Source organism: Mesorhizobium sp. M7A.F.Ca.CA.004.04.2.1 (assembly GCF_004022825.1).
Lineage (GTDB): Bacteria > Pseudomonadota > Alphaproteobacteria > Rhizobiales > Rhizobiaceae > Mesorhizobium.
On record NZ_RZPH01000051.1, the window covers coordinates 1 to 12,738 of the forward strand.

A 12,738-nucleotide genomic window follows, 5' to 3' on the forward strand; every position below is an offset into this window, starting at 1 on the left:
TCCTCGAGCTCGGCAGCCAATTCACGAAAGACGGACGCGCGCTCCCCTTCAGCCTCGACTTCGATATTATCGCGCATGAGGTTGGCCATGCGTTCGTCTACAGCGTCCTCGGCATACCCAAGCCGGGAGCTGAGTTCCCCGAATATCTGGGCTTTCAGGAGGCCTTTTCCGACTGCGTTTCGTTGATCGCGGCCATGCATTTTCCATCCGTGATCGAAAACGTTCTGACGGTGACGCGCGGGAACCTCTACATCGCCAATCAACTCTCTCGCTTTTCGGAATTTTCACCGCACCGCCAGATACGCGAGGCCAACAACAAGCTGACGATGGCCGATTTCGCGGACGGCTGGACCGACGAGCATGCCTTGTCGCAACCTCTAACGGGTGCCGTCTTCGACATTCTGGTCGATGTCTTTCACGAGAGCTTGGTGGATCGAGGACTGATTTCGCCGGAGGCCGAAGATCTTGCCGACCTCGCCGAGATCTACCCAACCGCCGAGGCGCCGCTCCAGAAAGTCTTTGACCGCGATTTCACGCGCAATCCAGACGGTTTCGTCGAAGCGCTGCTCGACGCGCGCGATATCGTGGGTACCTATCTCGCCGAGACGCTGTGGGCTCTCGCCCCGGATTTCCTGGACTATCGTGACATGGCGAGAACGATGCTCGCGGTCGACGACCGTGTGACCGGAGGAGAACTATCAAGCATCATCTTCCGGGATTTCGACCGAAGAGGGATTTTTCGCTACCGTGCCGGGCCTCGCCTGACGAAGCCAGACCGAAAGAGCCATGTTCATGAGGGTCGAACCGCTCGTCCACGGGATCAGGTGCGTCTCCCGGATATGAGCTATTTCGAGAAATATTGGATGTCCAGAAGTGGCGCCGAGCTTTGATCGACATTGCAGAGGATGGGGTGATCCATGATAACTGAAACCATTTTAAATACCTCGGCCATACACTTGTTCGGTAGAGTTCTTGAAGATTTGAAGCTGAAGAAGAGGATCGATGGGGGACGGCCTCCAAGACCTGGCAATAACAGATTCCTGCAGAACCAGATCGACGCCTCCGGCAGCCTGCTGGCAAGGATCTATGCATTCACCTTCGAGGCGCAGTTCTACGAGCTGGCCAGACCGACCATACTTCTTGTTCATGGGCCTGGCACCGCGGTTGATTATCCAGCTCCGGCGGACACCGATCTGAAGGTCATGAGCCGCGGTCCAAGCGACCCTGCCTATACCGGACTTTCATCGCAGATAGGCTCATTTGCCCGCGGAATGCAGGTCTGGGTGTACGACAAGAGTGACCTGACAATGCGGCTGGAGCTCGACACGGGAACGCTCGAAGATGTTCTGTTGGGTGCAGAGCTGGACCCGCATTCGTTTGGTCGGTCGGGTGGAGCAATGGGGAGATCTGGTGGTGCCATGGGGCGATCGGGCGGCGCCATGGGCAGGTCTGGCGGTGCGATGGGGCGGTCCGGTGGCGCAATGAACCGCAACGGGCGCGGCGATCTCGACTAGCGTTCCCGATTGTCATTTGAGAATGCCAAAGGGAGATGGATCATGGCAAGAGTAGATATAGTGCGCGTCGATACACCTGAAGGGAATGCTGTAAGAGCCGGAGAGCCGATTACTGTGAGCGTGACGGTCTCCCCGGACCGTGGCTGGTTTAACGACACAGAGTACTTGGTAATCGACTTTATTTATGCTGACACTTCAGACATAGCCTCATGTTTATTGATCAACGACAACGACACTAACATCGAAGACACAACAACAATTAACTTTAAGCTTAAAGCGGAATCCGGCGCTCTGACTGGAGAATACTATGTTCGGATCACAAATAATTACTTCGAGGAGACCATCGTAAGCGGCCCTGAAGACGGAACTATCACTGTGTCCTCAAGTTAATCACTTGCGCTGTTGTCACGATCAATCTGGTGCGTGCCAGGGTGAAATCAGCTCGCTGGCCGCCCCGCCTTCCGCAGCGACGCCTGATGCACCAGCGAGGTCCAGCTGTTGGTCGAGGCGAGATGGCAATAGAGCAGGCCGAGCGCGCCTGATTTGCGCAGGTCGAGAAACGCCTCGTCGCTCAATTTGTTGAAGGCCGGCTCGTCGATCACCTGGAAATCGGTGAGGTTGAGCACCTCGCCGCCTTCCAGCGTCACCTTGCTCTGGCGTGGCGAAAACAGGCCGTGCGCATCGATCTTTTCGACCATCTCGCGGGTGGCTCGGAAGTCGATCTGGAACTGATTGCAGAAGGCGAGCGCCTGTTTGGTCGCTTCGGTTGGCTCGTTGCCGGTGAAGAACGGCAGGATCTTGTCATCGCGGGACGGCGCCAGCAACTGGTCGACGATGCGGTCGCTGGCCCGTTCGACGCACAGCGTCAGCCGGCCGGCCGATGTCGGGTCTTCGGCAAGGATGAAGGGATAGCGGCGGACATAGGCGGGGATGTAGTGCGGCGCGGTCCATTTGCCTTCGGCACCGACGAACAGGTTCTCGTTCTGACGCACGCCGGTGATGATCACCGGCGCCTTGCCCGGGCCGATGAAGACGATTGGGTAGGAGCGCATCGCCGCCGGCATTTCCGACGCCACCACCGGAATGGCGTGCGCCGAGCGGGCGAAGCCGAAATCGCTGCGCGCGGTCAGGCCCAGCGAGCCGTGCCGCGCCGGGTTGAGCGCCTCGGGCCTCGAATAGAACAGCGGCATCGCGTCGCCCGTCACTTCCGTCTTTGCATCAGCCATCATCCGTCTCCCGCACGCCCATCAGGCTGCCAATGGTCCCGAAGCCGGGATCTATGCTTGTTTGCGCTGATCTTGGGTCGAAAGGAATCCCGCGCAGGAACAAAGTACTACAGCGTCTCTTGCGCGCATAAAAGGACAGGCGGTGCTGTATTTTGGGATTGCGGCGGCCGATTGCCTTGGGAACACGACCGCCAGCCTGCCCGCCTCTGGACAGCTTGCGGCGAAGCGGCGACAGTGCCTCCGCTGGAGCAAATCCAGGAAAAGTGTGGAGCGGTTTTCCCCTGGCGATTGCGAAGAAACAAAAGCCGGATCGGATCAGCGATCCGAACGCTGAACCGCTCCGGCGGACAGATTGAGGGAAACGGAATGGCGTCGGTGTCGGATTTCGAGCAGGGACAAACCTTCACCATCGAAGCCGGCGGCCGGCAGATCCCGCTCGAACTCAGCGCGGTCAAGCCCATCGCCGCCAGCCCGCGCCCGGGCGGCGGCTTCTCGCTGCTGTTCAAAGGCCCGCGCGACATCGCACTGCCGCAGGCGACCTATCTTTTCACGGGGGAAAGCGGCAGCCACGAGATCTTCATCGTGCCGGTCGCCGCCGATGCGACGGGGCGGCTGTACGAGGCGGTGTTCAATTAGGACCCTGTTTTGGGCTGCACGCAGGCCTATCGCATCGTGACAGGGCCTGATGCGACAATCCTTGCCGCCGGCGCCGCCCCTCACTGTCCTGCCGGACATCTCTCCCCGTAAACGGGGCGAGAGTGGCTGGCTGCGACGCCGGCGCCTTTCTTGCAACGCTGGAGATTGGCGAAATCCGCGATGAAAGCGTCCCTCTCCCCGTCACTATACGGGGAGAGGATGCCGGCAGGCAGGTGAGGGGCAGCGCAAACGATGACCATAGACAATGATCGCATCTGCCAACAAATCGGTTCCGACGATCATAGATCGTCGCCCCCCGGCGGCGCACACGCCATCAGGTCATAAACGCCCTTGTCCTCGACGACCGCGAAGCCGAGCGCGACATAAAGCCGTCTCGCCGGATTGTGCTTCTCGACATGGATCGACGCTGATTTGCCGGCTAACCATGCCTCGTCGATGAGGTCGCAGAGCAGCGCGGTGCCGTAACCCTTGCGGCGATGATGCGGCAGGAAGGCGATGTCGATGATGCGGTGCTGGGTTGGCCAGCGCTCGATATAGAGGCGGCCGATGTCGTCGCTATCGCGTTCCACCACCAGCCAATCGGCCTCGGGATAGTGTTTTCGGTAATGCGCGTGCTGGGCCTGGAACTGCATGCCGAGGAATTCGGCCTTCTGCGCCTCGCTCCACGACGTCACCGCGAGTTCTTCGAAGCGGGTCGAGGCATAGAGCCGCGACAGGAACGGCAAGTCCGCCTCCACTGCCGCACGAAAGCGGAGCCCGGCCGTGTCAGACCGGGGCCAGACCGGACGGGCCTGCTTGCCTTCCGCCACGCTGCCGGAAATCAACCGTCAGACCGGCGGCGTCAGGTCGCGCACGACGACGATCTGCTTGAGATTATTGTCGGTCAGCGACGTCCAGTTATACTCCCATTCGGAACTGTCGACGCCCATCTGGTTGATCGTCCACAGCCCGTTGGTGCCGTCCGGCATGAGCGCCAGGCTGAACAAAGCGAGCCGGCCGTCGGCATTGTAGTTGAGCGTCAGGCGCGTCGAGCGAAGGGATGCGCCGAAATCGCGCCATCCCGACCAGTTCTGGGTATAGGCATCCCATTGCGCGTTGAATTGGAGGAAGTGCTGCTGGTCGGCCGCGACCAGCACGATATCGCCGTCGCCCTGGATGCCGGCGGCAAGCGCCTGGTTGGGCGCCCTGGAGTAGCCGGGTGTCGCCCACTGCGTCCACGTATCCGATCCGGCGGGCATCTGGCGCGTGTGCAGCACCTGGCCGTTCTGGGTCAGGGCGAACAAATTGGTGGCGCCCAGCGGGCCGATGACCGGCGCCATCTCGATGAAGCCACCTGTCTGGGTCGTGTCGATCTGCACCCAACCCGTCCAGTCGGCGGCCTTCAAGGCCTGCGCCTTCGCCTGCTGGCAGCGATAGAGATGCAGGTTCGAATTGATGCCGAACAGCGCGATGCGGCCGTCACCCTGGCGTATCGCCGAAACCGTCACCAGGCCGCCGGGGATCTGGATCCAGTCGCTCCACGGTTTGGCCGGCGGCGTCAGCACGTCGACGGTGACGACGATCGGTGTCGTCGTGCCGGGCGGCGTGATGGTTTTCTGCACCTGCACGATCTGGTCCGGATTCTGGTAGATCCACCAGATGCGGCCCTGATTGTCGGTGACGAAGACCTCGATGCGGCCATCGGCATCGCGCGCCATCGAAAGCTTCTGATAGGAGGTGGCGCCGGGCGGCGTGCCGATGCTCATCGGCGCGGTCCATTTCTCGACCGGGCCGATCTGGTTGGCGTCTTCGGTGATGAAGGACAGATTGGTGGTTCCCGATGGCTGCGCGACCACGGCGACACGGCCGTCCTTGGTGAGGCCCGCCGTCATGATCACCCAGGCGCCGGGCGCGATGAACGACCAGGCCGAGGGCCATGGCCCGTTCGGCGAAAGCTGCGCCTTCTGGATCAACTGCCCCTTGGCGGAATCGATCCCCACCACCATCAGCCGCGACAGTTCGAAAAACGACGTGCCGGCCGGCTTGTGCTGGAAAATGGGTGGAGGGCTGGACGGCGCCGGGCGGGCCCTGGAAGCCGCTTTCGGCGCCGGCGTCTTCGCTGCGGGGACCTTCGACTTCGGTTCTGCGTTCTTGGCCATCGTACGGTCCTGCCCTTTCGGTTCGGAATTCAGCTTCTTGGCGGGAAGACGCCCTGCAGCGCGATGCAGAAATAGCAGGTGAGATAGGGCTGCATGTTGTTGTGCGGCTGGTCGCCGCCGGCAGGGGGGAGCGCTTGAGGGCTCATCTGCGTCAGGTTGGCCGCCGGGGTATAGATTGTTGCGTTGGTGGATTTGGCCAGGCTTCGCGTCGAGGACGGCGCATTGAGTTCGCCCAGGTCGATGTCATGGTCGCGCATTGCGTGGGTGTGGTTAGGAATCTCCGATTCGAGCAGGCTTACCGTTTCCGTACCGTCGGTCTCGCCGAGATCGTGCAGCGAAAGCCCTGGTCCTTGCCCCGGGTGCATCGGCAAGCGGCCCTGAAGGTCGGGCAAGGCAAAATTGCTTTTGCCATTGCCGCCATAGGTCGTGCCCAGCAACGAGAACAATGCCGTGTTCTGCGACAGCGGCAGCAACTGCCCGTCGCACCACGCCCAGCCCCTGGGCGCGAAATAAAAGGGGAAGATTCGGATTTCGGCGACGAACGGGTCAGCCATGATGTCCCTCTCAGGTCGGCGACGGAAAGATGCCGAAAAGTGAAATGATAAAGCTGATGCAAAGATACGGCTGGAAATTGTTGTGCGGCTGGCTGCCGCCAACGGCTGTTACAGCCTGCTGGGCCATGTCGGTATCGGTCGTGTCCTGGATGTAGGGCAAGGCGCCACCGCCAATCTGTGCAACGACCTTCCCGCTGGGACTGGTATCTTGACCAATGCTCAGGGACGCGACCATCGGATGGCTGTGTGACGGAATCTGGGAAATTGTCAGATTGACTTCCTCTATGCCTCCCGTCTCCGCAAGGATGAAGCCGCTGCCCTGATGGAGCGGAACACGGCCTCGCAGGTCGGGCAGCGCGAAGGTGCTCTGGCCATCGCCGCCATAGGTCGTGCCAATCAGCTGGAACAGTGTCTCGTTCTCCGAGATCGGCAGAAGCTGTCCCTCGCAGAACATCCAGCCGGCCGGCGCGAAATTGCCGGCAAACATGCGTATCTCACCAACATAAGGCTGTGCCATGATCGCGCCTCCTTAATTCGGCGAAGGGAAAATGCCCTGCAGGGCAATGCAGAAGCTCAGCGTCAGGAACGGCTGCATGTTGAGATGTGCCTGACTGCCGCCGACACTGGTAATTGTGCTCGGGCTCAGCGTCGTCACGTTCGCGAAATCGCTATACAGCCGCCCCGGAACCACCCCCAAAACGTTCCCCGCACCATCCTGGCTGCTACCGGTGTTTGTGCTTGCCTGCGCAAAGTGAACGTGTGTCGGTATTTCGGAAATCGACAGCGTATGGCTTTGCTCGCCACCGCGCTCGCCTAGTGTGTGACCGCTCCCAACGTGGATCGGGATACGTCCCCTATAATCGGGCAGCGCGAAATTGACTTGGCCGTCACCGCCGAAAGTGGTTCCGAGCAGTGAAAATAGCGCCTGGTTCTGGTTGATCGGCAAAAGCTGCCCGTTACAGAGCGCCCAACCCTTGGGCGGGAAGACAAAGGACATAATCCTGATTTCCGATAGAAATGGCTCGGCCATGTCTCGCGCCCTCATTAGATATCAGAAGAATACACGGAACGACATAGAAGTCTACTTGGGTTTCTAACAAACCAAGTACTATTATAAAATAATAGACAGTATTTAAATAACAAGAGGCGCAGGAAGGCAGTGTGTACCCAAGGTTGTAGATCGTCGCACCAAATGGTGGCCTTTCTACCTCATCAACGTAGCCATCATGGGAACGGCGGCGTGGCAAGCCCGGTAAATCCGCTCGTTTGCGCCGTCGCGGTAGATGCAGAAACAACTGTATTGCGGCCGTTCAGATAAGCGATCACGGCAGCAGTATCCATGGCGCCCCCAGCATAGCCGCTAAGGTTGATCGTCCCGTTGTTGCGCTGACGTACCCGGATGTCACCAGCCGCCATGGTGCCGCCAAGCGAATGCGTAAAGATGTTCGCGAGCGCGCCGGCGCCGCCTATGCTCAGATCGACGGATGCACCATTTCCCTCCGGGTCCGTGACGGCTGACTGGACGAGAATGCCAGCAGCCGCATCTCCGGTCCCATCCAGTTTGATGTCAATCGCGTTGCCGGTTATCTGGGCCAGGATGCTGCCGGCGCCGTCCTGTCCGGCCTGGACAAGGATAGCACGTTGCGTACCGGCATAGTCGATGGAGTTGTTTTTGATTCCGACCCGCATGGCGCCGCCGCCGGCATTGAATACGGATATGCCATCCGCTGTCAGCCCGTTTGCGACCGTGATGGTATTGCTTTCAATTCGAGCGTCAAAAGTAAAGCCGTTGTCGAACGCCGACCCGAGCAGGCTCACCACGACGAAGTCGCCCGCCGCCGTGCTGCTCAGCGTGTTGCCGGTGGCGACGAGGCTCACATCGCTGTTGTCCCCGGCGCTGACGGACAGCTGATCGTTGTTGCTGCTCGAAGTGCTGTTGATGACGTTCAGGTTCATTGTGGAGTTGTCGAATGCATCGGCGACGATGCCACCGCTGAAGTTGTTGCTCGAATTGGCACCCGAGAAGTTGATCGTGGCGTTCGACGTTCCACGGATGCCGAACAGATACCCGCTGCCAAGCACGGCGCCAGTCGAGCTGCCGCCTGAAATCGTCAGCGCGAGCGTGCCGGACTGGGTCTGCAGCTGGAAGTTGTCGTCGCCGCTGCCTGTGATCGTGGTGTTGGTGACCGCGCTGGTGCCGGACATGTTGTAGAAATGGATGCCATCTTCGTCCGCTCCATTGCCCGCATTCGATATGCTGCTGTTGCTGAGCGTGAAGTTCGAAACGGTATTGCCGTTGATGCCTTGCTCGGCGCCGCCCGAAATGGCGATCCGGTCCAGCGTCGCCGTAGAGACGTTTTGAAGGTGGATGGCCGCGTTGGTCGTGAGGTTGTCACCAGTCGAAAGCCCCGAATTGTCGGCATCGAGATCGTCGGTGCCGGCATTGGTGAAATTCATGTTCTTCAGCGTGATGTTGCTCGCGCTGATGAAACTGGCGCCGCGCCCGGTTGTGTTCTGAATTGTGCCGCCCGAGCCGGCGGTGGTGCCGACACCTGTAACGGTCAATCCACCCGAGCCCGTATTGTTGAGCACGATGCCGTTGATGCCGCCATTCGCCGAAATGCTCTGGAAATTCAGCCCGCTGGCGCCGATATTCGTGTTGACGACGTTGAGCGCCGTGCCTGTGCCGGAGGTGATCGTGTTGCCGGTGCCCTGCACCGTCACCGTGCCGCCGCCGGTCGCGTTGAAGCCGTCGCCGCTCGTTGTGTTGATAACCAGCCCGCCATTGGTGAAGTTGATGGCGGCGCCGGGGTTGCTGGTCATGATGACGGCGGCGTTGACGCCGGTCGAGAGCGTCTTGACCGCGCCGCCGAAGTTGATCGTGCCGCCGGCGTTGCTGAGCACGGCAATGCCCAGCCCGCCGTCGTTGCGAGTGATCGTGCTGGCGCTGTCGAAATTGACCGAGCCGCCGGCCATGCCGCGGATGTTGGCGACATTGCCGCCAGGGTTGGTGATGTCGACATTGTTCAGGTTGACGACCGCGCTGACGTCGTCATTGCCTGGCGTGCCCTGGTCGCCATCGACGACGAAGGCATTGTTCGCAGCCCCCGCGTCGGTCTGGATGGCGACATTGTTGAAAGTGTAGGTGCCGGTCGCATTGTTGGTCGAATCGCCGAGAATGGTGATGCCGGCCGTGCCCGTCAGGCTGGCATTGCTGACGGTGACGCTGCCCGCCGCGCCGTCGATCACAATGCCGGTGCCGCCGGTGTCGTTGAGCCCGTTCGCCACGGCAGTGGTGAAATTCACCGAACCGCCGGCGGTGTCGGCGACGACGATCATGCGCTGGCCGGCGGTGGCTTGCGTGATCGTGCCGGCATAGGTGACGGTGGCGGTGCCGCCATTGACGTTGAACGCCGTGCCGCTGGGGCTGATGATCGAGGTGCCGGTGCCGAAATTGAACGTGCCGCCCGAGCCGTTGAGGATGTCGACGCTGGCATTGCCGCCATTCAGCGTCGTCGTGCCGACGAAACTGTAGATGCCGTCCGCATTGTCGAACTGCAGGCCGGTACCGTTCGTCGCCGACAGCGTACCGGTAGCGAAGTTGAGCGAGCCGCTGTGCCCGCCCGTGACGCTGACCAGGGTGGCATTGTTCGACTGGCTGACATTGCCGGTATAGTTGAGGTTGGCGGTGCCGCCGCTGACAGCGATGGTTGCCGCGCTGCCGCCGACCAGCGTGCCGGCGCCGAGATTGATCGTCCCCAACCCGATCACGTTGGTGAGGACGACGGCGCTGTTGCCGCCGGCGCCGTTGCTGGTCGAGGAAAAATTCATGCCGGTGGCCGCGACGGTGACGCCGCTCAGGTTCATCGCCACACCGGTGCCCGTGGCGATGGAGTTGCCCACGCCGGTCACGCTGATCGTGCCGGAACCCGTGGCATTGAAGCCGGCGCCTGCCGAGGTCACGATCGCCAGCCCGCCGCCGTTGAAATTGACCGTCACCGGGGCGCTGTTGCCGGCAATATCGACGCCAAGCCCGCCGCTGCTCATGCCGATGGCGTAGCTGGCGCCGCTGATGTTGTAGGTGCCGCCGGTGTTGGCGGTGATCGATATGCCGGTGCCCCCGCCGGTAAAGCTGTTCGAGGCGCCGGACACCGTCACCGTGCCGCCTGCATTGTTGTTCAGCGATACGCCCAGCCCGCTGGCCGTCAGATTGCCGTTCAGGGCGACGAGGCCGGCGCCGGCAAGCCGGCTCTGGACATTCAGCGCCGGACTGAATGCGCCCGAATTGTTGACCGTGCCCGAATAGCTCACGGCAGCCGTGCCGCCGACGACATTGAACGACGCGCCCGTTGCGCCGCTCAGCGCACCAGTTCCAAGTCCAACAATACCCGTGACATCGGTCAGGCTGACATTGTTGATGCCACCGGCCGACGAGGTCGAATCGAGCGCGATGGTGGCGGCGACACCGGAGAGATTGATCGCTGTGCCGCCGGTTGCGTTCACCGTCTGGGCGGCAGCCGTAGCGGTGATGCCCATCGTGCCGCCGGTGGCGAGAATGCCGGTGCCGGCGGTGGTGTCGATGGTCAAGCCGTTGGTGAAGCTGGTTGTGCCGCCGGCCTGCGAGAGACCAACGCCGCTGGTCGTGTCGATGTTGGCGAGGCCGGTGACGTTGAGCGTGCCGGTCTGGACTCGGATACCGCCGCCTGTGTTGGGGACGGTGGCATTGTTCACCGTCACCGTGTTGAAGTTGAAGGTGCCGGTGTTGGTGTTGACGGCATCGATGCCAAAGCCTGTCGTGTTGCCGATGGCGGTCGCGCCAGTAACGGTGAAGGTACCAGCGACGCCGTCGAAGATGATGCCGCTCGCGCCGCCACTGGCGTTTACGGTGGCAAACGTCATGTTGACGGTCAGCGGATCGAGATCGAACGCCGCGCCGTTGGTGGTGGTGACCACGCCACCGGTGTTGTTCAGCGTGAAGGTGGTGGTTTTGGTGTTGGCGATGACACCGGTGCCGCCATTGTTGGCAAGGCTGAGCGTGCCCAGATTAAGGGTACCGCTGGTGTTGGTGAAACTGAGGCCATTGCCCTGGACGCGAGCGCCTGGGTTACCGATGCCGAGCGTGCCGGCGCTGACGGTGCCGCCGGCGCCGTCGGAATCGAAGCGGACATTGTTGAAGGCGATGCCGCCACTGCCGGCGCCCCCGGTCGCCGTATTGCCGGCAAACGATCTGATCGCGATTGAATTCAGGTCGGCATCGATGTTCTGGCCGGTGAACGACGCAGCCAGGCCGGACGCGGTCGAGCTGAGCGTGTTGCCGTCGATCGAAAGCAGAAGCGTATTGGCCGGAGCTCCCGTGGTGGAGAAATCGAGCGCGTTGCCGCCGGCGGCGATGGTGTTGTTCCTGACGAAGAAACTGGAGGCGCCGCTCGCGTTGACGGCAACGCCCGCACCGGAACCGAGATTGCTGACGATCAGGTTCTGGATACCGCCCGTGAAGATGCCGCTGCCTGATGTCGCCAGATTGATGACCTGCGTGGCGTTATTGCTCTGCAGGACCGGCCGCAGCGTGTCGATGCCCGCCGGCGCCGCGATGATCGGCGAATTCTGCACCGTGGTGAAGTGGAACGCCGGCGACGCGCCGGCGCTGGTGTCGACCCCGAGCTGGGAGACATCGATCGCCGCGTCGTTGCTCTTGAAGGCGAGCAGCACCTGTCCGTCATCGAGTTGGAACGACGTCGCGCCGAGGTCGATCGTCGCCTGGCCGCCGTCGACGGTCTTGTCGATCAGCACAATGACATTGGCCGAAGACGTCTGGGCGTTGGCGTAGGTGCCTGGATTGAGCAGACTGCCGTCGCCAAGGGCGGTGGCATCGGCCGTGACATAGTAGACCTTGTAGGAGGACAGGTTCGAAATGTCGCCATCGAAATTGACGTCGTTGAAATTGTAGTCGCCGTTGGTCGGCAAAGTGTCGGTGGCGTGGATGACCTGGCCGCCTGTGGTCTTGATCGACGATTCGGCCGGGCCGGCGCCGTCGCCGAACACGAGCTGGGCGTTGGTGGCGCTGGAGAACTGGACCCCATAGCCTACATTTTCGATCTTGGAGGTCTGTCCCGCCGGATTGTTGTTGACCGTGTCGCCGAGCTGGATCGTGCCGGTGCCGGTCGTGTCGGCCATGTCGATGCCGATCGTGCCGGCAAAACCGCCGCCGTCGACGTCGAAATCGCCAGCGGTGATGTTGCTCGCGCCGAGCGACGCGCCGTTGAGGTCGAGACCGATGGTGTTCGCCGCGCCAAGCCCGATGTTCAGGCTGGCGAAATTCAACGTCGAGCCGAGCGTGCCGGAAATGTCGACACCGCGCGCATTGGCACCGGTGATGCCTAGCAGGTTGACCGTGCCGAGATCGATTACGCCGCCGCTGACATTGTTGAGCGATATGCCGGTCGCCGCGCCATTGACCGAAATCGTATCGAACTTGATACCACCGGCGCCGACCGTCGCGCCTTTCGCCCCGGCGACGACCGCCGTCGCGTCGCCAAGCTTCAGCGCCGTGCCGCCGTTCGTGGTCGTGATGGTGTTGCCGGCGCCGGTGACGCTGACTGTTCCCGAACCGAAGGTGCTGGCGGTGAAGCCGGCGCCGCTGCTGGTGGTG

Annotated in this window: 10 protein-coding genes and 1 pseudogene; 4 read left to right on the top strand and 7 right to left on the bottom strand. The window is 61.7% G+C overall.

The window, feature by feature from the left end:
• The 3 genes from EN893_RS04300 to EN893_RS04310 all read left to right on the top strand — a co-directional run.
• Positions 1-890, top strand: an 890-nt coding sequence (locus tag EN893_RS04300; protein WP_128361417.1) for a hypothetical protein, incomplete at its 5' end; no start/stop codon positions are given.
• 27 nt (positions 891-917) lie between these two features.
• The gene (locus tag EN893_RS04305) at positions 918-1,514 is read left to right on the top strand and encodes a hypothetical protein (protein ID WP_127267587.1); all 597 of its coding nucleotides are present in this window, start codon (positions 918-920) and stop codon (positions 1,512-1,514) included.
• A 42-nt stretch (positions 1,515-1,556) separates the two neighbouring features.
• Complete coding sequence (locus EN893_RS04310) at positions 1,557-1,904, top strand: hypothetical protein (protein ID WP_127267586.1); 348 nt, start codon at positions 1,557-1,559, stop codon at positions 1,902-1,904.
• 47 nt (positions 1,905-1,951) lie between these two features.
• Here EN893_RS04310 and EN893_RS04315 read toward each other — a convergent pair whose 3' ends face one another.
• On the bottom strand, positions 1,952-2,743 hold the full coding sequence (locus tag EN893_RS04315; RefSeq protein WP_245476523.1) for a SapC family protein: 792 nt from the start codon (positions 2,741-2,743) through the stop codon (positions 1,952-1,954).
• A gap of 54 nt (positions 2,744-2,797) precedes the next feature.
• Between EN893_RS04315 and EN893_RS38985 the strand changes: the two genes are divergently transcribed.
• Positions 2,798-3,376 carry a hypothetical protein gene (locus EN893_RS38985; protein ID WP_236382967.1) on the top strand — a complete coding sequence of 193 codons (579 nt, stop codon included), beginning with the start codon at positions 2,798-2,800 and terminating at the stop codon, positions 3,374-3,376.
• 299 nt (positions 3,377-3,675) lie between these two features.
• On the opposite strand, the gene EN893_RS04330 is transcribed toward EN893_RS38985, so the two are convergent.
• From EN893_RS04330 to EN893_RS37955, 6 genes and pseudogenes are all read right to left on the bottom strand, one after another.
• Complete coding sequence (locus EN893_RS04330; RefSeq protein WP_256754981.1) at positions 3,676-4,206, bottom strand: GNAT family N-acetyltransferase; 531 nt, start codon at positions 4,204-4,206, stop codon at positions 3,676-3,678.
• Between the two features lie 18 nt (positions 4,207-4,224).
• Positions 4,225-5,535 (bottom strand): hypothetical protein, encoded by a 1,311-nt coding sequence (locus EN893_RS04335; RefSeq protein ID WP_127267583.1) that lies wholly within the window; start codon positions 5,533-5,535, stop codon positions 4,225-4,227.
• Between the two features lie 29 nt (positions 5,536-5,564).
• Positions 5,565-6,089: a tail fiber protein gene (locus EN893_RS04340; protein WP_127267582.1), complete on the bottom strand. Its 525-nt coding sequence runs from the start codon at positions 6,087-6,089 to the stop codon at positions 5,565-5,567.
• A 10-nt stretch (positions 6,090-6,099) separates the two neighbouring features.
• On the bottom strand, positions 6,100-6,606 hold the full coding sequence (locus EN893_RS04345; RefSeq protein ID WP_127267581.1) for a tail fiber protein: 507 nt from the start codon (positions 6,604-6,606) through the stop codon (positions 6,100-6,102).
• A gap of 12 nt (positions 6,607-6,618) precedes the next feature.
• Positions 6,619-7,119: a tail fiber protein gene (locus EN893_RS04350; RefSeq protein ID WP_127267580.1), complete on the bottom strand. Its 501-nt coding sequence runs from the start codon at positions 7,117-7,119 to the stop codon at positions 6,619-6,621.
• A gap of 194 nt (positions 7,120-7,313) precedes the next feature.
• A pseudogene (locus EN893_RS37955) lies at positions 7,314-12,738 on the bottom strand (S-layer family protein); the annotation flags it as partial.